Here is a 22,100-nt window from a genome sequence, read left to right as displayed (position 1 = left end):
CTGGGCGAATGATGTTTGCAGGGTGGATGGCGCGGTAAGCGGGCAATAAAGGAACCTCCGCCGGAACGCAGATACAATTCGGCAGCGCCTGATTTGTCCAACACCGACCAGATTCCATCCAATGCGTAATCCATCCCGGGCCGTACTCCTTGGCCCGCTCCTGAAGGGCGTCTCGCGGTCCTTCTACCTCACCCTGCGTGTGCTGCCTGTCGGGATGCGCGATCCGATCGGGCTGGCTTACCTGCTGGCGCGCGCCGCGGACACGATCGCGGATACTTCGCTGATTTCGCCGACGCAGCGGCTGGAGTTCTTGTTATCGCTGCGCAACCTGGTGAACGGCGCGCCCGATGACGGTACGTTGACTGAACGCCTCGCGCAGGAGGTTGCAGGCCAGCAAAGTCTCTCCGATGAAAAGGTGCTGCTCGAATCGCTCGGCGGCGCATTGACGGTGCTGTCGCAATTGAGCGACGCCGACCGGACAGCCGTGCGCGGGATCGTGTCTACACTGACGCAGGGCATGGAATTCGACCTGCATACGTTCCCCGATGAATCGTCGGGCCGCATTGCTGCGCTCAATACGCTCGAAGAACTCGACACCTACACCTATCTGGTCGCCGGTTGCGTGGGCGAATTCTGGACGCGGATGACGTACGCGCACATGCCGGGCACGTTGAAGGGCGAGCCGGGGATCACGTTGTCGAACGGCGTTCGTTTCGGAAAGGCGCTGCAAATGACCAATGTGCTGCGTGATTGCAGCAAGGACTTGCGCATCGGGCGTTGTTATCTGCCGTCGCCCATGCTTAACCGATACGGTCTGTCGCTGGAGGATCTGCTCACACCAGGCGCGTCGCGCCGTGCACAACCGCTGCTGTTCGAACTGTTGCGCCTGACGCTGGACCATTACCGCGCGGCAGTCGACTACACGTTCGCCATTCCAGCACGCTCGGTCCGCCTGAGGCTTTCGTGTCTGTGGCCGGTGTTGATCGGCCTGGAAACGCTGGTACTTCTCGTCAATAACGACGAATGGCTCGATCCCGCGAAAATTTCGAAGATCGGTCGCAACAAGGTGTACAAGATCGTTGCAGCTTCGACATTGCTCGAGCCATCGGATCGAATGCTGCGCGCATGGATTGACCGCTTGATTAAGCGCATTGAAGCGCGCCTCAACGGCTGAGAAAAACGCGGAGGAGTGCCGCCGTATTCTCGGGATGCGGCAGGGCGGATATCATAGGGGCCGTCGTTCTTACAAGACGACTCTCCGCCCGGCTCGAACCGGACCAGAATTCAAGTAGCAGCACTGGCTCTGTCACGCATGAACTCCACTCCCGATGCCCCCGCACGTCCCGCAATGCGTTCCCTGACACTTCTGGAGGCGCGCGTACTGGGCGTGCTCGTCGAGAAACAGCACACGGTGCCCGATGCTTATCCGCTGTCGGTGAACGCACTGACGCTCGGTTGCAATCAGAAGACTGCGCGCTCACCGGTAATGAACGTTACCGAGGCCGATGTGCTGACAGCTATTGATGAACTCAAGCGCCTGAGCCTGGTATTCGAGGGCAGCAGCAGTCGCGTGCCGCGCTTCGAACACAACATCACCCGTTCGCTGGGCGTGCCGAGCCAGGCTGCCGCGTTGTTGACCACGCTGATCTTGCGCGGTCCGCAGACGCCTGCCGAGTTGCGGCTGAATGCTGCGCGCCTGCACAGTTTTGCGGATATTTCGTCGGTAGAAGCGTTCCTCGACGAACTCGCTGAAAACGAGCCGCCCCGCGTGGTCAAGTTGCCGCGTACACCGGGCGAGCGCGAAAGCCGCTGGGCGCATTTGTTGTGCGGCGAGGTCGCGATCAGCGAGGTATCGACGGGTGCAATGGTCGATGACTCGATTCCCTATAACGACTTCGACCTGTTGAAAGCGGAGCAGAAGCGCTTGGCCGAGGAAGTCGCGCGCTTACGCGTGCTGGTCGAGAGGATGGCTGGGGAACTGGGGATCAAGGCCGAGGAGTGAGGGAAATGGGCGTGGTGCGTTGCAGAGCCTCGCGTGCCAATCTACGTACGTGTGTATGGATAATGATCAGGATTCCGATTGCGAACTACAACACGACTCAACTGGGCGAATTCTATGCGGCAAGAAGGAGCCACAACATCCAGTCTGTCATGTATTACGTGCTCGACAGTGATAACAGCACGTACGGGATCACGATCAACGGCGCGCCGGTGAACGCTCCCTACGCAGCGTTCACCGGATTTACAGCGGCGCACGCAGACGATTGACACTGACGTACGTTGTTGTTGATTTTCTTCTGTGGTCCATGAAAGCCGGGATGGCATCGCGCTATCCCGGCTCGTTGCATGGAGAGCGAAGCGAACTATTTTGACGGTGCCCCATCAGATAGTCGTGCCCGTTTCTTGCTCTGTCCAGACTGGCAACGCATGTATCGGCGCTGTAGACTGTTAGCGGATTCAGTTAAGTCAGATTGCCACTCCGGTGCACCCTACCGTCATTCGCATCACCACCCGACACTACTCCACACGCAATGAGCGCGCAGATGAAGCCGATCAAATTTGTCGATGCCAAGTCGTTCTTCGGCATGATCGTCATGATTTTTTTGCTCGTCGTAACGGCAGTGTGGCTCAGTCTGGGCGGGATTTTTACGCGAAAAGGCAGGGAGTGCTTCAGAAAGATTTTTGGCGACAAATAACGCGGGGGAAACTCGGCGAAGAACAACAGTCGGTTTATTTAGGCTTCCTGTATTAATTTCAACTCTGCCTCATTTTTTACAGGGGTCGCATATCCATCACACCGGTCTCACATCAAAAATCGTCCCCACTCATAGTCGATGCCATCCGGTGTGAACGGGAGGACGCCGGCGCCTGGTGTAAATGTGAGTTCGCCAAAATAAATTTCGCTATCAGGCGCGTACAAATCCACCCGGACGTAGTCGAAATCTTCCGCCAGAATGGCCGCGGTATCCAATATCGCCTTGAGATTGTGGGGCGCGGGAGCGGGCGTATCGCTGCGTTTGTAATAGCCGATAGCGATATCCAGGTGATTCCAGTGGATGTCGTAGACGTCGCCATGCGTGTTGTTCCCAAACCGGTCCGAGATCACCAGTATGTACATGGCAGGCCGTCCAGCGTTCCCGCCGAAACAGTGCAGCTTGTAGTCAGCCGGGATCTGGCCGCTTTTATCGAGCAGAAGTTTCTCGAAGAAGATCCGTCTTTTGATCTCCGTGTAGTGACGTTCCCGTCCAACCCGATAAAAATCGGTCGCCAGCCACCTGTCGGCGAGCACCTGAAGCTTCTCGAAGGAGGTTTGCGTCTTGTCCTTCACCACTTCCACGAAACTGCTGCCGTGATTCGCCTTCATTACGAACGAGTTCGGCAGGGCGTCGAAGACCGACTGGGTAAAGCTGTCAGGTGCTGCTATCAGTGGGACCAGATGCTCTTCGCCAAGCTTGGTTCTCACGTAGTCACGAACCGTCAGCTTGTCAGTCAAGTCGGCATAGCGAGAATCGGGTTTGATGCTACGTTGCAAGATTTTCTCGTTGAACGTAACCGGATGCAGCAACCTCGGGAAACGGCCAATGAACTTGCGATGCATCAGCGCGAGAAACAGTGCATCGGGCAGCATCGACTTCGCGCCTTCCTTGATCTTTCTGCTCAAGGAAGCGGTCGGTTGCATCGTGGCGGGCTTCTTCAGCGGCGCATCGGGCGCAGTCGCCGAAGCCGTCTGGTTCGAAACCACGATCTCCTTCAGCGGAATCGCTGAAGAGTTACCCGCGTTCGGCGCGGTATTCCACTCGCCGAACTGCCCTGTCTTGGTTTTACGCATGCTTTCCATCCGTGGTGGTAAGCGCGGCCAGACTTCGTTCGAGCAAGGCGGCGTCCTGTTGAGAGGACTTGCTCATTGCATCTTTTGCGTCGGCCGCGTTAAGTGATTGCGCGCCCGCACGAATCTGCCCGCGCGACCGGAAGTGCATGGGCGACACGCCAAACCGTTGTCTGAACAATCGTCCCAATCGATTTCCGTCGCCCATGCCACAGCGTCGTGCGATCTTGTCGATAGGCAGGTCGGTATCCATCAACAAGGTGCACACGATTTCGAAGCGCGTCCGGATCAGATATTCCAGTGGGGTCACGCCGAACTCGGACTTGAAGCGCCGGAGATAGTTGCGCTTGCTCATGGCTGCAGATTCTGCCGCTTGCGCAACGGAGATCGGCTTGCTGTAGTTTTCCTTGATCCACCGGGCAGATTCGTGAATCTTCTCGGTTGTCGTGCGTGCGTTCAGGTCGTCGAGGTCTGGCTTCGTGCGTTGAACAGCGTGGGGTTGCAGAACGCGGGCGATTCTTCTCGCGGTGTCGGCGCTCAGGTCTCGTTCGATTTGCGCGAGGGCCATGTCGGCGGGCGTCGTCGTGGTTGACCAGTCTGCGACCGGTGCGTCCTTGAACCAAAAGATCGGCACAGGAGACCGCGCCAGGTTCTTTGGATCAAAGACGGAATTCGCGCCCGGCTGACTGCGCAGGGACGCGTCGCGGGTCGGATGCGACATCCATGACAGGAGGCGATCGTCAGGGCCGCCTGCTGCGTCCGTATCGCGGCAGGCGACGAAGAACGCATGAAAGTCCATCAACGCATAAGTCTCAAGCTTCTGGGTCCAGATCGAGATGCTCGAGGAACTCGTGATGAAGCCACCCGATTCCGACAGCACTGAAAGCCGGTACGGGGGCTCGCCGCCGCCCGCTTGCTCGAATTCATTTGCCAGGCGGAATGCCTCGCCGATCGCTCCGGCGTTCGTTACCGAGCATTCATTTGAGACCAGCAGCCCGATGTGCCGTTTATTAACTTTAGATTCATCCCGGTGATGTATGTCGCTAGGCCGATAAAAGTCCGTCAACGTGTCCACTATTTAATCCTCCGAAGCTGCAAGCATGACTTTGTGCAACACAGCGTAGCTCCGCGCAATAACCGACTGACAGTTTGGCGGAGCGGTCCTAATGAATGGCGAATGCAGCGGCTTAATTAAGAAATAATTACTCTTGATCGAAAGAGCTGCTTGTATATTAACGAGCCACGGAAAGAATTTCCGATCCGTATTATTAATATAAAAAAGATAAAAGGCACGAAGAGGGTTGTTCGAGCTTTTGTTGAACTCTATACAGAACAAGACTTTAGCCAGATTCGTTCCTGCTAGACATGATCTGTACAACTCTTTGCCGCATGTAGCAGAAGACCAGAAAAACCGAAAAGATTCTAGATATACAATTTCTGTTACACATATTGCAGATCGCAACAATTCTTTCTTTCCCTAAGAAACCCGTAAAGGGTTCAACATAATCGGCCAATAGTTCTAGATTTTAAGCCTTGACCGATTTCATTCCATTTCCCCGGTCTATGCTTCAACGCAACATGAAAGGGAAGTTGTGTTTGCATTCCTCTGATGATTCGGGTGTTCGATCACGGCCCTTTCTGAAAGCGCTTTCGGCGCCTGGATCAGCCTCCAGCATGAAGTGCGTCGCGGCGAATCCATGAATCCAACCTGATACACGTCTAAGGCTGCAGATTGATCTGCGGCAATTTTGGCGGGTTCGGGGTCTGCGTTTTTATCAAATCGGAACTGTTGTCCGCGATCCGGGTGTTCAACCGCTCGCAGCGTATGACGTATTGATCCCGATGCCTTAACGAGCCAGGCGTGTTGCGTTGGCGCAGAAACTGCGGTTGCACCAGGGCGTGAGTTGTTATGCACGTCACGCTTGCATGTGCACCTTTCAGGGACTCGCGAACAGATAGGCCAATGGTCGGGGCAACTGCGAACCACGCATTTCTAGCGGATAACAACAGGGCACTCTAAATGCTAATGGCCGACGATGAAGGACACACGAATCATCTGCTTGACGCGTTACCCGTTCGTGAGTGGCAAGCGTTGCATCCGTTCCTTGAAACTGTTTCGCTTCGGGAAGGACAAGTACTGTGTGAGAGCGGACAGGCCATTGATCACGTTTACTTTCCGATAACAGCGGTCGTGTCACTGATCTATCGGATGGCGGATGGATCGTCCAACCAGGTTGCAGCGGTCGGTGCCGAAGGAATGATCGGCGTACCGGTTCTCACAGGCGGCAAGACGATGCCGATGAGCGTCCAGGTGCAGTTCGAAGGAACCGCATACCGGATGAAGGCTACAGCCTTGCAGCAGCAGTTCACGAATTCGGACGGACTCAGGCGGTTGTTGCTGCTCTACATGCAGGCTTTGTTAGTACAGGTTGCGCAGACCGCAATCTGCAACAGGTACCACTCGGTCAGCGAGCAGTTGTGCAGGTGGCTGTTGCTGGAAACAGACCGTGCGCCGGGTCATGAACTACATGTGAGTCACCAGTTGATTGCCGAGATGCTGGGTGTCCGGCGCGAAGGCATCAGCGCGGCGGCGGGCAAGTTGCAGGACGCCGGCGTGATTCACACCGGCCGGCGTTCGATCGCCGTAAGCGATCGCGAAGGGCTGAGAGCTCATGCGTGTGCGTGTTACGGGGTCGTGGCGCGGGAATTCAGCAGACTGCTGCCGCGCGTGCCGGCAAGAGAGGAAGTCGCGTGACGGGGGCTCGGTACTTGGCCGAACTGCGTGGACCGACTGCAAGACATTCATCAAAAAAGGTCAGATGCTTAAACATTTTGGAGTACAGATCGTGGAAAGCTCTATGAAATGTCTCGAAAATTTTCAGGTAAGTCAGCGGAGAACACGCTCCGCATTTCCATAGGCGATTACTTCGTCATGGACTGGCAGATCGCTTGAACGCGGCGAGCCGTCCTTTTCATCACTTTTAGCGGGCCGCGGGTTGTGCGGCTTTACCCGACAGCGGCGCCTTCGCCGCACGGTCGCGACATACTTTGAACATCGAAGGAATACGCCGGTGGATTACTACCCTTCAAATTCGCTAAATCCCTCTGCAGGCCATGAGCGCGGGCAACTCAGCGCCAAGGACATGCTTAACCTGATGCGGGATCACATCTGGGAGATCCTGGTCGCGACTGTAGTCGTCGTCGCGCTGGCGGTGGCCTATATCTTCATTGCACCCCCGATCTATTCCGCCGATGTACTCATCCGCGTTGATCCGCCGGAGCAGAACCAGTTGGGGATCGCGCTGCAGAATCAGGAAACGCTGCCGCCGCCTGCACCCGCACCCAGCGCTGAAATGGCCGTGATGCGCAGCCGTTCCGTGCTCGAGCCAGTGATCGAAAAGTATCGCTTCGATGTCTCGGTCTCGCCGCGCACGTTCCCGTTGCTGGGCGATATAGCGGAGAAATTCGCGACGCCGGGTGAACCGTCGGCGCCCTGGCTCGGCCTCAAGTCGTTTGCCTGGGGCGGCGAGCGTGTGCAGGTCGGAAGCCTCGATGTTCCGCAAAGCCTGGAAGAAGAAAAGCTGAAGCTCATTGCGCTCGATGGTGGTCGCTACGAACTGCGGGGTCCATCGAACGAATTGCTGGTGAGCGGCATGGTCGGTGTTCCCGCCAGCGCCAACGGTGTGTCCATCACGATGAAGCAACTTGTTGCACGTCCGGGTACGTCGTTCGAAGTGATCCGCTGGAATGACCTCGATGCGGTCAAGCGTTTCGCCGACACCGTGAAAGTCAGCGACAAGGTCAAGGACTCGGGCCTGATCGAAATCGAATACGCTGACAAGAGCCCCGCGAAAGCGACTGAAGTGACCAACGCGCTGGCTGCGCAGTACCTTGCAGCGGCTGTCGCAAGCCGTCAATCCAACGACACGAAAACGCTCGCGTTCATCAACGGTGAATTGCCGCGTTTGCTGTCCGACTTGCGCAAGTCGGAAGAAGCGTTGAAGAGCTACCGGTCGACCTCGAACTCGATGCAGCCGACCGCTGAAGCGCAGTCGTTCCTTCAGGGCGGTATCGACTTCGATCGGCAGATTGCCACGCTGCAATTGCAACGCACGCAACTGCTCGAGCGCTTTACGCCGAACAGCCGCTGGGTGCAAAACGTCGATACGCAACTCGCCCAGTTGAACAAGGCGAAGGGTGAGTTCGACGGACGCTTTCGCAGCATGCCTTCGTCCGAGCGTCAGAGCGTCGATCTGATCCGCGCGCAGAAGGTTGCTGAAACGATTTACCTCGGCATGGTCCAGAAGGCCGAACAACTGACCGTGCGTCGTGCAAGCACGTCGGGCGGCGCGCATGTGGTCGATTCCGCGGTGCGTCCGCATCGTCCGGTCAAGCCGAATCGTCCGGCTGTGCTTGGCGGCGGTGTTGTGCTGGGTCTGCTCACGGGCGTGTTCCTCGTGTTCATGCGCCGTCACGTGATGATCGGCGTGACCGATCCGCGCTACGTGGAGCGTCGCCTGAGCGTGCCGGTCCTCGGTGAAGTCCTCTTCAGTCATCAACAAATGCGTCTCGATCCGAGCAGCGCCGGCGTGCCGAAGAAGGCATTGCCACCTGCAATGAAGGCAGGATTGCCGTTCCCGCGTGCAGAGCCCGTAGGCGATTTCAGCGACGCAGGCACGCTGGATGGCCTGGGCAGCAGGGTGCTTGCCGCACGCTTCCCGCATGATCCGTCTGTCGAAGCGTTGCGCGCTGTTCGCACCGCGCTGACACGCGACCTCGCTCACGCACCGAACAATATCGTGATGGTTACCGGCCCCACGCCGTCCGCGGGCAAGAGTTTCGTGGCGGCAAACCTGGCCGTGCTGCACGCAGAGACGGGATCGCGGGTTCTCCTGATCGACGCCGACATGCGTCGCGGCCATCTTGCGTCATTCTTCAAGCAACGTAATCGCGGCGGTCTGGCCGAAGTGCTGTCCGGCCGTTTGCCGGTGCGCAACGCAATTCGCCAGGTTGGTGTGGAAGGCGTGTCGTTCCTTTCGTGCGGTGTACGTCCGACCAATCCGGCTGCCTTGCTCATGCAAGCCGGGTTCAAGGAATTGCTCGACCGGCTCAGCAAGCAGTTCGACCTCGTCATTGTCGATACGCCTCCGTTCCTCGCCGTAACCGATGCGTCGATCATCGCGAGCGAAGCAGGTTCTTCGTTGCTCGTGCTGCGCTCGGGCATGCAAAGCGAAGAAGAAATCTCCGATACGGTCAGGAAGCTCGCGCGTGCAGAAGGGCGCATTGCGGGCGCGGTTTTCAACGGAATACCGCTTAAACGAAGCAACCGCGGCTATGGCTACGCCACGAACTATGCAAGCGACCACGGTGACGTAGAGACGGTTCACTGAATTCGCTGCCTCAACAGCGCGCCCACGCCGGGAGCGCGCTACATCGTTCAAGGGAAAGTGCAATGGCCATAGCAATTAACGGGAAGTTCACGTCGCAGAGAATCACCGGCGTACAGCGAGTTGCATTCGAATTGACGCGCGCAATGCAGATGCGCGCGATGCCGGGCAAGGAGCTCGAAGTCTTCGTGCCGCAGGACGCCGTGGCGCCCGGCACGTTGCTCAAGCGGCAGCGGCGCTTCCCGTGGTTTCGCGGGAACCTGTGGGAACAGATCACGTTGCCGATCGCATCGAGAAGAACAACGCTCGTCAACCTGTGCAACACGAATCCGCTCTTCAAACGCAGGCAGATCGTGATGGTTCACGACATGGCCGTGTTCGACGTACCCGAGGCGTTCTCGAAGAAATTCCTGCTCTGGTACAAGCTGCGATTTTCGATACTGCCGCGCCTTCAGCCGCTGATCCTGACCATCTCGACGTTCTCGCAAGAGCGTATTTGTCATCACCTGAAGCTCGACAAGTCGCGCGTTGTGGTCCTGCCTCCCGGCGCGGACCACCTTGACCGCATTGCTCCGGAGCCGGCGATCATCGATCGCCTCAAGCTTTCGAAGGACTCGTATTGCGTGATCGTGGGCAGTCTCGATCCGCGCAAGAACCTGCAGCGTGCGCTCGAAGCCATCAAGCTGCTGGAGCATATGCCGGATCTGAAGTTTGTCATCGCCGGCGGCAAGAACTCGCGCGTGTTCAAGGCAGCGAGCAGCTCTGCACTGGACGCCGCGACCGAAGACAAGCGGGTCATCTGGGCGGGCTTCGTGTCCGATGGCGAACTGAAGTCGCTCTATGAAAGCGCGGCATGCCTGATCTTCCCTTCGCTGTATGAAGGGTTCGGACTGCCGCCGCTCGAAGCCATGTATTGCGGTTGTCCAGTCATCGCGTCGACGCATGCTTCGATACCCGAAGCATGCGGGCAAGCCGCCATGTATTGCGATGCGACGTCCGCCGAAGACATTGCGGAGAAGATCGCGTTGATGATGAGTGACAGCGAGTTGCGAGACCATTATCGCGAGATCGGCCTGGAACACGCGCAGCAGTTCCGCTGGGACCGTGCGGCGCGAGACTTGCTTCGAATCCTGCAAGACGACCCCAGTCAGCGCCCGTACAACCTCACGCCGCGCACGTCCGCAGGCTAAGCCCGATGAATCCGTATTCGGGGTGGCCCAATGTTTGAGCAGCGGTACAAACGCGGACGGCGGCGGGCGCTGCAAACGATCGCGGCGGTGGCGACGGTGCCGTTTCACGCGATGGCTGCGACGGCCGTCGCGGCGCCGGGTCCAGGCAACACCGGCACGCGCCGGCTGACGCAGTTGATCGGAAGCAATGGATGGGCAGGTGCACCGCAAGACGTTGCAATGTGGCGGCAGATGGGCATTTCCTGGGGACGCGACGTAGCGGGTCCGGGACAGCCTGATTCAGCGCACGACGCAATGCGTGTTGACCGGACGGGTCCGCAGTACGACAGCAACCTGCCGCCGGTGCTTCTTAGCAACAACCGCAATGGCTTTCGCTCGCTCTTGCTGCTGGCCTACACGCCGGGCTGGAACGCCACGATCGCCGACGATTCGAAATCCGCGCCCGTCGATGTCGATGCGTGGACGCAGTACGTTGATGCAGTCGTTCGCAAGTATTCGGCGCCACCTTACAACGTGCGCTACTTCCAGATCTGGAACGAGGCGGCGGGGCGTCTGTCCGGAGGCCTGAAACAGGCGACGTTCTGGCACGGTCCGAGCGCGGACGGCGACAAGGACGGCGTGTATGACCGCGCCATGCAGGACTACGTGGAACGCATCCATATACCGGCGGCGCGGATCATACGCAAGTACCGTTGCTTCATCGTGTATGGCGGCTGGCCGGACCAGGGCGGCGTCGAGACGTACATCAAGTGGCTCGAATACAGGAGTCCGGTTGTCAACGCACGCATGCTCGACTGGGTCGACTACATCGACATTCACTACATGAAGGTCGCCGAGCTCGACCCGCTGTATCAGCGCTATGTGCGCAACGGTCCCGCTCGCGGCCTCTGGCAGACGGAGATTGGCGATCGCTACATGGAAGATCCGCACTACATCTCGCGGTACTTCTTCGACTTTGCGGTGTGGGCGCTCGACCGGAACTGGGATGACCCGGACAAGTATGTATCGATGGTCTTCCACTGGGACGGAGTCGAACCCTTCCGTCTCACACAACGCGGAAACCCGCGGACGTACACGGTTTCGGGCCGTGCGTTGATCGTGTTGAACAGGACAGTGCCGGGCGCGCTTCAACGCGTGCCGGCGCAATTGAAGCCAGGACCGGATGTTGCCGCCGGCGCGGTGTATTCGGACAAAGACCTCGTGTTCCAGGTCGCAGCGCCAAGCGGCTGGCGGACGATCTCGGTGCCGGGTCTCAAGGCGCCGGTGTCGAGCCGTGCAGAGGTGAGGTTTATCGATGCGCTTACAGGGCAGGCGGCACCCGCGAGCGACGTTGCGCTGACCTGGGACCAGAACGCCCTGAACATCCGCTTCAAGGTCCCGCAAAACGTAAATGGAGCGCCTAAGAAAGCGCCGGAAGTGCCAGTACATCTGGCGTATATCGTCGTCAGTTCGCGGCAGGTCGCGTGACTGTGTCGATCAGAATCAATAGCCCGTACAGAGGCATTATGAAAGACGTGACCATCGTCATCTGCAATTACAACTATGAGCGCTTCATTACGCAAGCGATCGATTCGGCGCTGGGCCAGGACTATCCGGCAACGCGCGTGGTGGTCATCGACGACGGCTCGACCGATGGGTCGCGCTCGATCATCGCGAGTTATGGATCGCGCATCAAGTCGGTGTTCAAGGAGAACGGTGGACAGGTCTCCGCTTACAACACCGCGGTCGAGATCATCGAAACCGACTACGCCATCCTGCTTGATTCCGATGACCTGCTTTACCCCACGGCCGTCTCGGAAGTCATGCGCGCCTTTAACGCAGGCGACTACACGAAGGTGCAATTCCGGCTGGACGTGATCGGTTCGGAAGGCGAGTTGACGGGTACGCACGTACCACATTCGGAGCCGCCGGCGGACTGCGGCAGCTTGCTTAGACGCGGCTGGCTGTATCCGTCGCCGCCTGCGTCGGGCAACGCATATCGCGTCAGTGCGCTGCGCGAAATTTTTCCGGTGCCGCAATCCAGCGTCAACCGCTACGGCGCCGACTTCTATGCAATCTATGGCGTGGCGCTGCTCGGCCCTGTTGCGACCATTTCCAAATCGTTGGGCGCTTACCGCGTACATAACGCGAGCGCTCCCAGCGTGTCGTTCGCGAATTCGGAAAGCCTGACCAAGGCGCCCAAGGCGCTGAACATGCGTTGGGCGACGCTCAAACAAATTGCGCGCTCGCGTCTGAACGTGGAATTGCCGGCTTCATTCCACGACTTCTCGCACGAGAAAGCGCATTTTTGTTCGGGTGTTTATAACGCGCCGCTGGCTGCACGCTGGCACTGGATGACGCGCGAATCGCATGGCTACCTGCATTCGATTGTGGCGAACCCCTTTTGGGGCGTTAAGAAGAAAGTAGGCACGCTCGTGTTGTCGAGCCTGTGCCTATTGCCGTATGCGCCGTTGTCGGACTATGCGGTTCGCTACATCGCGAACCCGTTGGCCCGCCGTCGCGTGGCTGCACGCTGATGCAACCTGTGCACCACGTAGCTTAAGAGGAAGCGGAATGGACAAGAAAGAAAACGCCAAGATCCTGGTGTTCGTTTATGGCGGATACGTCATGAGGTATTTGTACCTCATCGTCGTCATTCCTTTTTATGGACGCGTACTTGGCGTAACGGAATACGGCCGCGTGCTGGCCGCAATGTCGCTCATGAATGTGATCTGGATGCTGTCGAGCTACGGGTTCACGTTTGTTGGCATGCGCGACGTCGCCAAGTCACACGAGGCAAGTCATCACAACGCGGTCTTCTCGCTGCATTCGAGTGCGCGGGTTTTTACTTGCGCGATAGGCATTGCCGTTGGCGTCGTCGCCACGCTTTGTTCGCCGTCGCTGGCTGCACGCCCCGCGATGGGCCTGCTCGCAACCGCGCTTGGCATTGTGTCTGCATTGAACCTTGGCTGGTTGTTTCAAGGACGCCAGCGCTTTCGCACGCCGATCATTCTTGAGGTCGTCGGCTTTGCGCTCAGCCTGGTCCTGATCTTGTCGATAGTACGAGGTCCCGCCGACTCAGTCTGGGTTGTTGCAAGCTTGCTGATTGCCGGCGCGATTTCTGCCGCGATTTCATATGGCCTGACGTTTGCGCATATTGGCTTCCCGCGGTTCAAGCTTGACGGTATCGTCCCGCTCATCCGCGGCTCGACCATGTTGTTCTGCTATTCGACGGGTTCGGCGGTGCTGACGGCGTCATCGACGTATCTGCTCACGCTGCTGTCCACGCCGCCTCAGGTCGGATATTTTGGCGCGGCTGAACGCTTTGCGACGATCGGCCTGAGCCTGATGGGTCCCGCAGCGCAAGTTTTCATCCCGACCATTTCGCGCCAACTCGCACAAAACGATAACGAGGGTGCGCGTATCACCAGCCGTCGCGGTGCGACCTTGCTGATGGGGTACGGCTTGCTTGCAATGTGTGGCGCGCTGACGCTGTCGCCTTTCATCCTGCCGCTGATTCTCGGCGCCGCATTCGCGCCAAGCGCCCATGTGCTGCAATGCCTTGCCGTCATGTTCCCGTTCGCTGCCTTCAATCAGTTCGTCGCGTTCTATGTATTCGTGCCGCGCAAGAAGGATCGCTTGCTTGCAATCGCAGGACTCGCATCCGGCGTCGCCAATCTTGCGGCCGCGCTTTACCTCGCACCGCGTTATGGCGCGATCGGTATGGCGTTTGCGCGCGTGATTGGTGAAGCCACGCTTTCCGTCATGCTGATGGGCCTGATGGTTCGTTCCGACATGACGGGGTTGTTGCCCGGCTCGGCTCGGGCCCTTGCGATGTTCCGTACTGCCTTCGGTCCGCGCACGCCAGTCAGCGGCAAGGAATGAACCACATTTTCGAATCCAGCGCCGGGCGTCTTGCGTTTCAGCCCGGCGTGAGGCTCCGCCAGGCGCCGGTCTTCGTCACGCTTTGCATGACCCAGAAACAGCGGCGCATCCAAGGGCGCTTTCGGCCTTAAACGTACAGGAGGTAGAAGTGAAAGTTGCTATTGTTCACGACTGGCTGGTGGTGTCGGGTGGCGCTGAAAAAGTGCTCCAGCACATCATTGAATGCTATCCGCAAGCCGATGTGTTCGCGCTCGTCGACTTCCTGGAAGATCGCGCGTGCCTTAGAGGGAAGTCGGTCAACACATCGTTCATACAGAAGCTGCCGTTTGCGAAGAAGCGGTATCGCGGATATTTGCCGCTCATGCCGCTTGCCATCGAACAACTCGATTTGTCCGGCTACGATCTCGTCATCTCGAGTTCGCACGCGGTTGCCAAAGGGGTTCTGACAGGCCCTGATCAGATGCATGTCAGCTATGTGCATTCGCCGATTCGCTACGCGTGGGATCTGCAGCATCAATATCTACGCGAATCAGGCTTGGCAAATGGTTTGAAGTCGGTGATGGCGCGACTTCTGTTGCACTACATTCGCGGTTGGGATGCGCGCTCGGCCAACGGCGTGGACCACCTCCTGGCGAACTCGCAATTCATCGCAAGGCGCATCAAAAAGGCGTATCAGCGCGATGCAACGGTGCTTTATCCGCCGGTCGACTTCAAGGGCATGACCTTGTGCACCGAGAAGGACGACTTCTATGTGACGGCGTCGCGCATGGTTCCGTACAAGCGCATCGACCTGATCGTAAAAGCGTTTTCGCAGACGCCGGAGCGCAAACTCGTTGTGATTGGCGATGGTCCCGAGATGAAACGTATCCGCGCGGTTGCCGGGGACAATGTCACCATCCTGGGCTATCAGTCGTTCGAAGTTCTGCTCGACCATTTGCGCCGCGCACGTGCGTTTGTCTTTGCCGCGGAAGAAGATTTCGGCATTTCGATTGTGGAAGCGCAGGCTTGCGGGACGCCTGTCATTGCGTATGGCAAGGGCGGAGCGCTTGAATCGGTGATCGGACTTCCGCGTGAACGGCCAACCGGCGTGTTCTTCCGTGAGCAGACGACGGAGTCGCTACTGGACGCCGTCACTCAGTTCGAAGCCAACGCGAGCCTGTTCGATCCGCGGCAGTGCAGGAGAAACGCCGAACGTTTTTCGGCGGAAAACTTCAAGGCAAAGCTGGTGGACTTCATCGATGCAAAGCTGCCGCGCGCCCGCCCGGATGTGCCGTTCCTCTATCCGGTGAAGGACGTCAAGCCGGCCGAAGAACATTCGCTGGTGGATTACGGCTGAGATGGGCAGGTGACGCTGCGGGTGACGCCAGACAAAGGCGTCACCCGACTAGAAGAATCGCGCGATATTCGCCGCAAAACGATTATGAAGGCCGGCGGAGTGAGCATCGATCAGCCGTTCGAACGGCGCGGTGTGTCCGTAGGTCAGCACCGAAACAAACAACAGAGCTGCTGTGACGCCGACGGGACTAAAACGCTCGGTTGCCACGCGCCAGGCGCTTCGCAAGACTGCCGCCGCAACCAGCACACCCAGAGCCCATCCAATCGCCACTTCCGATAACGAATGCGAATGGTCATGCACGCGTGCGAGTCCCGTCAATGCACCCAGCAAAAGTCCGGCAACTACGCCGATGTAAGGCGGCTGGCGCCAGCTCCTTAGTAGCAGCGTGAACGCCACGGTCCACACGGAAGTCGACAACATGGCGTGTCCGCTGATCACGCGGAAATCAAATGCGGGAAACGAGATGTCCCAGCCGGCGTAAAGGATCTTCGTCACGCCAACGAGCGCCATGCCAAGCGCGAGCGCCAGCACCCAGCGAAATGCCAGCCGTACATCCGATCTCGCGATCCAGACGGTGCAGATGAACGCTGCGGGTAACGTCATGGCTGCATCGCCAATCTTGGTGAACACTGGCCACATATGAATGAAATGTCCTTGTATTGATGGGCCGCCTCTTTCCGGGACGGCCCGTCGCTTACATTGAATGGCGGGCCGGCGGACGCCATGCCAGTAACAACGACACCACGAGCGAAAGAATCAGCACGTTCGACGGCGACACCAGCCGGTGCTCCGTCGCCGCCATCACGAGCAGGCAGATCGCCGACAACTCGACGAATCTGTAGGCAGTGAAATTCACACCTTTCTCGGCGATGGCCGAAATCGCTGCGCCGTCCTTGGCCCACTGGATAAGCCTCCAGTAGAACGCGAGCATGAGCGTCAGTCCGACTATGCCAGTTTCCGCGAGGAAGTTCAGATACGAGTTGTGAGCATGTGAATCGCTATGTTCGACGGTGATCCCTGAGGGAATGCCGACCAGTCCGAAGTACGAGGTGACAGTATGGATCTGGTCATCGAACGAACCAAAACCCAATCCGATGATCGGGCTCTGCTCGAAGTAAGCGAGAGCGCGCGGCCACAGCCATTCATAGCGGATATTGAGGTTGGCGACCTTCGCATCGGAGTTCGCGATGGTGAAGGTGTAGCCCATGTAGTTGACCGTGGGATCGGTGTTGTGGATTGCCATCGCAATCGAACCGGCGAGAAGTACGACGATGAGCGTAGCCAGGCACCAGCGCTTGCGGCCAAGGAACAGGTAAGGCAGGACTGCCATTGCGCCCAGCAACGAACCCCGGCTATAGGTTGAGAAGAGCATCAGCAAGTTGAATCCGAGCATCCCAAGAAGCAGCTTGCTGCGTTGCTGCAGATAACAGGCGAGACCGAGGCAGAACAGCATGGCGAGGAAGCCGCCCGCTGCGTTACGGGCAATGAAGTAGCTGCCGAAGCTCAGGTCCGGATTGGTGAAGATGCCCAGCAAGCCGCTTTGCGTGATGTAGTACAGATACAAAGGGACGTTCAGCACAATGGCAAACGTGTAGAACGTGCGCAAGACCTTGTTTAGATCCCATCGATGAATGTAGAGGCAGCCTGCAAGGATCGGTGCATAGGAGATGAAGAAGTTGCCATCGCGCCTGTAAAACTCGAAGGTCACGAGAGAGATCGGGTCGTACAGCAAGGTCGAGATCACAGCAAGCGCAGCGAACGCGACAAGCGGAGTGATGAACCGCGGATAGTTTCTGCCGAAGAAGCGCCAGCCGCACAAGAAGATTGGCAGCAAGCCAACCGCGCTGAGAGGCACAAGATTGGTGACGGTAAGAAATAACGCCAGCAGCGTTATGTAAGCCATTGCGGGTCCTTATGTTGAGACGGCGCACGGCCGTTCTTTTGACGACCGGCAAGATGCGGCCAGTACGGTACTGCAGGTCAGGTCAAGGTGGTCCACTAAAATGAAGAGCACACAACGCATGCGTCGCGCAGTCACGCGGGATTTTACCGGTCCCGGGTGACCCGTGGGACCGGCCAATTTAAATGTGGGGTCTTAGCGGAACCTGTTCGAGACCCACAATGCAGGAACGTTCAACTCTTATGCAGAGCGCGGCGTCTAAGACAGATGTTTTGGCGTAGAACAACGACCTGATGATTGAAGGAAGGTCACGCTAGCAATGTGTACGCGAGTGCCTCTGCTTATCGTGCAAAATGCTTGCGGTAATCACGTTGTTGATTTGAAAGCGTATTCACCTGTAAGGCCTTTAAATACAGTTTTCTTAATAGCGGTTCATGCAGGTAAATCAGAGCGTATTTTATTTACACACTGTCACATTATCAGCAATGCTGACGTATTGCGGCAGCCCTCCAGTAATTCCCTTGGCCAAGGTCGCGAGGATGACACACAGGTCCGCGCCAAAACCTCAACCCTTTACGCCAGGAAAACCCTAATGCAATTTACTCTGCATATGATTCGGTCATCGATCACGCGTTTTCGAAACCTGGTTGGCTCAGGAACGTCATGCGTTATCTCAGGCTAGCCGATGCGAGAGGGTCACTGCTTTCTGGTCCTCGCAAGCTCACGTTCAACGCTACCTTACTTCGCAATTTCAGTTGTTCCGGGTTTTCTTCTTCGCTGCAGAGCTTTGTCGCACAACATCTTTGGGCTGTTCAGGCCAGTTGCTTGCCGCTGTGTATCCGTATCTCAGATGCAGGACCTAAGTCGACTCAGGATGTTTGAAGGAACCTCCGGTTCATTCTTTAGACCTTAAGCGTGGCATTGGATGATCAAGCCGCGCTGCCAAAAAAAGTTTCAGGCGCATCCGGCGCAGTTGCGATTGCCAGCACGCCGATTCGCGCACGTACGGCACTCGTTGACGTAATCAAGCGAGCGCGCTCAGCCGACAACAACGGCACGATCCAAGCCGATCAAGCCAGGAGACGCATGACCTGCTGATTCGCATTTTCCAATGCGGGACGGGAATTGTCCGCGCGATGGAATCCACGACACATTGCAGGGCAAATTATTTACGCGTTTTCATCGCGCAGAAATATTGAGCGCGCAGAGAAACGCCCGGCAACGGGCTCAAGTACAAGGAATTTGAAAATGGACAAGCTTAAGTTGGGTACGGAAGATGCCGCAGGTGCAACAGTTGTGGAAGGCGCAGCAGATTGCAGCCGCCTCGTACAAGTGATCCTTGCGGGCGGTTCCGGCACGCGTTTGTGGCCCGTCTCGCGTGAACATTTTCCCAAGCAACTGATCGGCGTGATCGGCAACGAATCCTTGCTGCAGGCTACCGTGATGCGCATGAAAGGCTTTCCGGCGGGCTGGGAAGTGGCTGCCGACCCGGTCATTGTCTGCGGTGAGGATCATCGCTTTGCAACCGGCGAGCAAGTGCGTGCGAGCGGCGTGACGGCGCGTATTGTCGTTGAGCCTGCACGCCGCGATACCGCTCCGGCACTCACGCTTGCAGCATTGACCGCTTGCGCCGACGGCAACGATGCAATCCTCGTTGCAATGCCGGCGGATCACGCCATTGCCGACCTTGCTGCGCTTCACGGCGCGATCGATATCGCAGCACGTCATGCGCAAGCCGGCGAGATCGCCACGCTCGGGATTCCGCCGACACGTCCCGACACCGGCTTCGGCTACATCCGTCTTGGCGATTCGCTCGATCACGGCGCGCACATGATCGAACGCTTTGTCGAAAAGCCCGCAGCCGAACTCGCGGGCCAATATGTTGCGTCGGGCAACTACTGGTGGAACAGCGGCATCTTTATCGTGCGCGCGTCGGTATGGCTTGCAGCGCTCGAACAGCTTCAGCCGGACATGCACGCAGCATGCGTGGCGTCGTTCAAGGAGGCCACGCGCACCGACGAATACTTCCGCCCGAACGCAGCGGCGTTCGCAACGTCGCCATCCGACTCCATCGACTATGCGGTGATGGAACACCTCGGCAAGCCCGGTTCGCCGTTCAAGGGCGTGGTCGTGCCGCTCGAAGCAGGCTGGTCCGATCTCGGCTCGTGGGACGCCGTATGCGATGCACTGGAGAAGGACGAAGACGGCAACGTGGGAAGCGGCCGTGTGCTGTTCGAAGGCGCGACCGCGAGCTATGCGCGTTCGGAAGGCGGCAGGCTGGTTGCATGCGTGGGCACGAACAACATCATCGTGGTCGAGACGGATGACGCCGTACTCGTGGCCGACCGGTCACGCGTGCAGGACATCAAGGGCCTTGTGTCGCGTATCAAGCTGTCGAAGTCGCCCGAAGCGGACATGCACAGAAAAGTGCGCCGTCCGTGGGGCTTCTACGATTCCATCGACAACGGTCCGCGTTTCCAGGTCAAACGCATCGTGGTGAATCCGGGCGCTCGCCTGTCGCTGCAGATGCATCACCATCGCGCGGAACATTGGGTCGTGGTCACCGGAACGGCGCTCGTCACGCGCGGCGAAGAAGAAATTCTTCTCAGCGAAAACGAATCGGTCTATATCCCGCTCGGCGTGAAGCATCGGCTGGAAAATCCGGGCCGCGTGCCGCTCGAGATCATCGAGGTGCAGTCGGGCACGTACCTCGGCGAAGACGACATCGTCAGGTTCGACGACAAGTACGGCCGCAGCTAAGCAGGTAGCCAATCGTTCGGGGAGAAGAACATGCGCGGAATAAGCAAGCTACTAGCGAGGCTGTTCGACGTTTCGATGATCGTGGGCGGCGCGCTCATCGCTTCACAGATTCGTTTCGACGATGTATCGCAACGGAGTTTCTATCTGGCATTCGTGGCCTTTGCCGCGGCGTTTTCGCTTGCCGTGTTTCCGGCATTCGGCGTGTACGAATCGTGGCGAGGGCGCTCGAAAGGCGCGCTTGCCGGACAAGTCGCGCTGAGCTGGCTCATCGTGCAGGCTTGCGCCATGGCGTTGATGTTTTCGCTGCATCGCATCGACTTCGTGTCGCGCCTCTGGTTCGTGTACTGGACCGGCATTTCGGGCGCCGCGATGATCGCGGGACGCATGGTGACGCATACGGTGCTCGGGCGCGTACGCAATGCAGGGCTGAACTTGTCGCAGGTCGCTATTGCAGGCATTGGCGATCACTGCGATGCAATCGTTCGCAAGATCGATACAGCACCTGCCGCGGGCTTTCGTGCAACGGCTGCATTCAACGTGCAGGCCGGCACGAAAATGAACACCCGCGTGCCGGTGTTCGACGACCATGCGGCGTTCGCCAGTTATGTACGCACGCAGAACGTGGCTGAAGTCTGGCTCGCGTTGCCGCTGACGGAAGAACGCACGATCCTGAAACTGGTCGATGAGTTCCGCGACGACCTCATCAACATCCGTTTCATGCCGGACGTACGCACGCTTTCGCTATTCGAAGGCAGCGTGACGAGCCTGCTGGGCGTGCCGACGATCAACCTCGCTGCCTCACCATTGCCGCCGAATGCGCTGATGCAGAAAGAGGTCTTCGACCGCATCTTCGCAGCCGGTGCCTTGCTCGCTGTGTCGCCGATCATGATTGCGTGCGCGATTGCCGTGAAGCTCAGTTCGCGAGGCCCTGTGTTCTTCAAGCAACGCCGCAAGGGCGCCGATGGTCAGGTCTTCAACATCTACAAGTTCCGCTCCATGCGTCAGCATGTGCAGAAAGCAGGTGTTGTGGAGCAGGCCACGCGTGGCGATCCGCGCATCACGCGGGTAGGTGCGTTCCTTCGACGCACGAGCCTCGACGAGTTGCCGCAGTTCATCAATGTGCTGCGCGGCGAAATGTCGGTGGTCGGCCCACGCCCACATGCGCTGGAACATGACGACCTGTACCAGAAGGTCGTGTCGGGCTATATCCATCGATACCGGATCAAGCCGGGCATCACCGGCTGGGCGCAGGTCAACGGCTTTCGCGGCGAGACCGATCGGATCGAGAAGATGGAAGGGCGCGTTGCGCATGACCTGTATTACCTCGGCAACTGGTCATTCGGGCTCGACATGAAGATCATTGCTGCAACGGTGTTCAAGGGGTTTCGACACTCGAACGCTTATTAACAAGCGCTATTTGTGAAAGAAGAAGGGCAGCGAACGCTGCCCTTTTTTACGTCATCACCACGGCCGCACCACCATGCGCAGCGCGCCCTTGATCCCTGGCGTACTGGCGCTGTCGAAGGGAATGATCACATCCGGTGGGACGCCCTTCGTGAAGTCGATGGCAGTTATCTGCGTCGTGCCGTTCGCCCATCCGTATTCCACTGTCCATGGACTCGCCGCCGCATTGCCCGGCGGTGGTGTGACGCGAACGATCGCATTGCCCTGGAACAGGTCGGCGCCTTCATAATGTCCGTCAGGCCAGAAGCGCTTTTCGATTTCATAGTCAGGAACCTTGGCCGCGAAAATCATTGCGTACGAAAGCGTGGACGAACTTCGGTCGACGCGCGACTTCTTCGAAAGAAACACGCTGCCCAGATAGATCTTTCTTGCG

At 58.2% G+C, this 22,100-nt stretch carries 16 protein-coding genes and 2 pseudogenes; 13 read left to right on the top strand and 5 right to left on the bottom strand.

The features are described from left to right. Nucleotides 1-121 precede the first annotated feature (121 nt). The 4 genes and pseudogenes from ACFFAR_RS04050 (at nt 122) to ACFFAR_RS04035 (ending at nt 2,696) form a co-directional block, all read left to right on the top strand. On the top strand, nt 122-1,174 hold the full coding sequence (locus ACFFAR_RS04050) for a squalene/phytoene synthase family protein (protein ID WP_174365259.1): 1,053 nt from the start codon (nt 122-124) through the stop codon (nt 1,172-1,174). 138 nt (nt 1,175-1,312) lie between these two features. Next, a complete protein-coding gene (locus tag ACFFAR_RS04045; protein ID WP_174365258.1) occupies nt 1,313-2,002 on the top strand; it encodes a DUF480 domain-containing protein in 690 nt (229 codons plus the stop codon). 80 nt (nt 2,003-2,082) lie between these two features. Next, nucleotides 2,083-2,268 (top strand): annotated as a pseudogene (locus tag ACFFAR_RS04040) (hypothetical protein); the annotation flags it as partial. Between the two features lie 275 nt (nt 2,269-2,543). Next, nucleotides 2,544-2,696, top strand: coding sequence for a hypothetical protein (locus tag ACFFAR_RS04035; protein WP_155524266.1), 153 nt, complete (start codon nt 2,544-2,546; stop codon nt 2,694-2,696). A 107-nt stretch (nt 2,697-2,803) separates the two neighbouring features. On the opposite strand, the gene ACFFAR_RS04030 is transcribed toward ACFFAR_RS04035, so the two are convergent. After that, entirely contained in the window at nt 2,804-3,679 is an 876-nt protein-coding gene (locus ACFFAR_RS04030; RefSeq protein WP_375507546.1) for an ATP-grasp fold amidoligase family protein, read from the bottom strand. A 142-nt stretch (nt 3,680-3,821) separates the two neighbouring features. Continuing rightward, nucleotides 3,822-4,901, bottom strand: coding sequence for a helix-turn-helix domain-containing protein (locus tag ACFFAR_RS04025; RefSeq protein WP_231941490.1), 1,080 nt, complete (start codon nt 4,899-4,901; stop codon nt 3,822-3,824). A gap of 945 nt (nt 4,902-5,846) precedes the next feature. On the opposite strand from ACFFAR_RS04025, the gene ACFFAR_RS04020 reads away from it, so the two are divergent. The 7 genes from ACFFAR_RS04020 (at nt 5,847) to ACFFAR_RS03990 (ending at nt 15,603) form a co-directional block, all read left to right on the top strand. Continuing rightward, nucleotides 5,847-6,581 carry a Crp/Fnr family transcriptional regulator gene (locus tag ACFFAR_RS04020; RefSeq protein ID WP_062001187.1) on the top strand — a complete coding sequence of 245 codons (735 nt, stop codon included), beginning with the start codon at nt 5,847-5,849 and terminating at the stop codon, nt 6,579-6,581. Between the two features lie 316 nt (nt 6,582-6,897). Beyond that, nucleotides 6,898-9,216 carry a polysaccharide biosynthesis tyrosine autokinase gene (locus ACFFAR_RS04015; protein ID WP_231941489.1) on the top strand — a complete coding sequence of 773 codons (2,319 nt, stop codon included), beginning with the start codon at nt 6,898-6,900 and terminating at the stop codon, nt 9,214-9,216. Between the two features lie 62 nt (nt 9,217-9,278). Next, nucleotides 9,279-10,403 (top strand): glycosyltransferase, encoded by a 1,125-nt coding sequence (locus ACFFAR_RS04010; RefSeq protein ID WP_174362460.1) that lies wholly within the window; start codon nt 9,279-9,281, stop codon nt 10,401-10,403. Nucleotides 10,404-10,433: 30 nt separating this feature from the next. Beyond that, nucleotides 10,434-11,870 carry a hypothetical protein gene (locus ACFFAR_RS04005; protein ID WP_174362459.1) on the top strand — a complete coding sequence of 479 codons (1,437 nt, stop codon included), beginning with the start codon at nt 10,434-10,436 and terminating at the stop codon, nt 11,868-11,870. 38 nt (nt 11,871-11,908) lie between these two features. Next, nucleotides 11,909-12,919: a glycosyltransferase family A protein gene (locus ACFFAR_RS04000; protein ID WP_062001184.1), complete on the top strand. Its 1,011-nt coding sequence runs from the start codon at nt 11,909-11,911 to the stop codon at nt 12,917-12,919. Between the two features lie 37 nt (nt 12,920-12,956). Further along, nucleotides 12,957-14,267 (top strand): lipopolysaccharide biosynthesis protein, encoded by a 1,311-nt coding sequence (locus tag ACFFAR_RS03995; RefSeq protein WP_062001183.1) that lies wholly within the window; start codon nt 12,957-12,959, stop codon nt 14,265-14,267. Nucleotides 14,268-14,415: 148 nt separating this feature from the next. Beyond that, complete coding sequence (locus ACFFAR_RS03990) at nt 14,416-15,603, top strand: glycosyltransferase family 4 protein (RefSeq protein WP_086382199.1); 1,188 nt, start codon at nt 14,416-14,418, stop codon at nt 15,601-15,603. Nucleotides 15,604-15,651: 48 nt separating this feature from the next. Here ACFFAR_RS03990 and ACFFAR_RS03985 read toward each other — a convergent pair whose 3' ends face one another. Both ACFFAR_RS03985 and ACFFAR_RS03980 read right to left on the bottom strand, forming a co-directional pair. Continuing rightward, the gene (locus ACFFAR_RS03985) at nt 15,652-16,242 is read right to left on the bottom strand and encodes a phosphatase PAP2 family protein (protein ID WP_062001181.1); all 591 of its coding nucleotides are present in this window, start codon (nt 16,240-16,242) and stop codon (nt 15,652-15,654) included. A gap of 55 nt (nt 16,243-16,297) precedes the next feature. Next, nucleotides 16,298-17,506, bottom strand: coding sequence for an O-antigen ligase family protein (locus tag ACFFAR_RS03980; protein WP_174362457.1), 1,209 nt, complete (start codon nt 17,504-17,506; stop codon nt 16,298-16,300). Nucleotides 17,507-18,751: 1,245 nt separating this feature from the next. Here ACFFAR_RS03980 and ACFFAR_RS03975 point away from each other — a divergent pair. Together ACFFAR_RS03975 and ACFFAR_RS03970 are read left to right on the top strand one after the other, a co-directional pair. Continuing rightward, nucleotides 18,752-20,263, top strand: a complete 1,512-nt coding sequence (locus ACFFAR_RS03975; RefSeq protein WP_174362456.1) for a mannose-1-phosphate guanylyltransferase/mannose-6-phosphate isomerase — start codon at nt 18,752-18,754, stop codon at nt 20,261-20,263. A 30-nt stretch (nt 20,264-20,293) separates the two neighbouring features. Continuing rightward, nucleotides 20,294-21,670 carry an undecaprenyl-phosphate glucose phosphotransferase gene (locus ACFFAR_RS03970; RefSeq protein WP_062001177.1) on the top strand — a complete coding sequence of 459 codons (1,377 nt, stop codon included), beginning with the start codon at nt 20,294-20,296 and terminating at the stop codon, nt 21,668-21,670. Between the two features lie 54 nt (nt 21,671-21,724). Here the strand turns inward: ACFFAR_RS03970 and ACFFAR_RS03965 are convergent. After that, nucleotides 21,725-22,100 (bottom strand): annotated as a pseudogene (locus ACFFAR_RS03965) (hypothetical protein); the annotation flags it as partial.

It is taken from the genome of uncultured Caballeronia sp. (assembly GCF_964243625.1).
Taxonomy (GTDB): Bacteria; Pseudomonadota; Gammaproteobacteria; order Burkholderiales; family Burkholderiaceae; genus Caballeronia.
The sequence above is the reverse complement of the archived record's forward strand: the minus strand, read 5'-3'. Positions and strand labels throughout refer to the sequence as shown.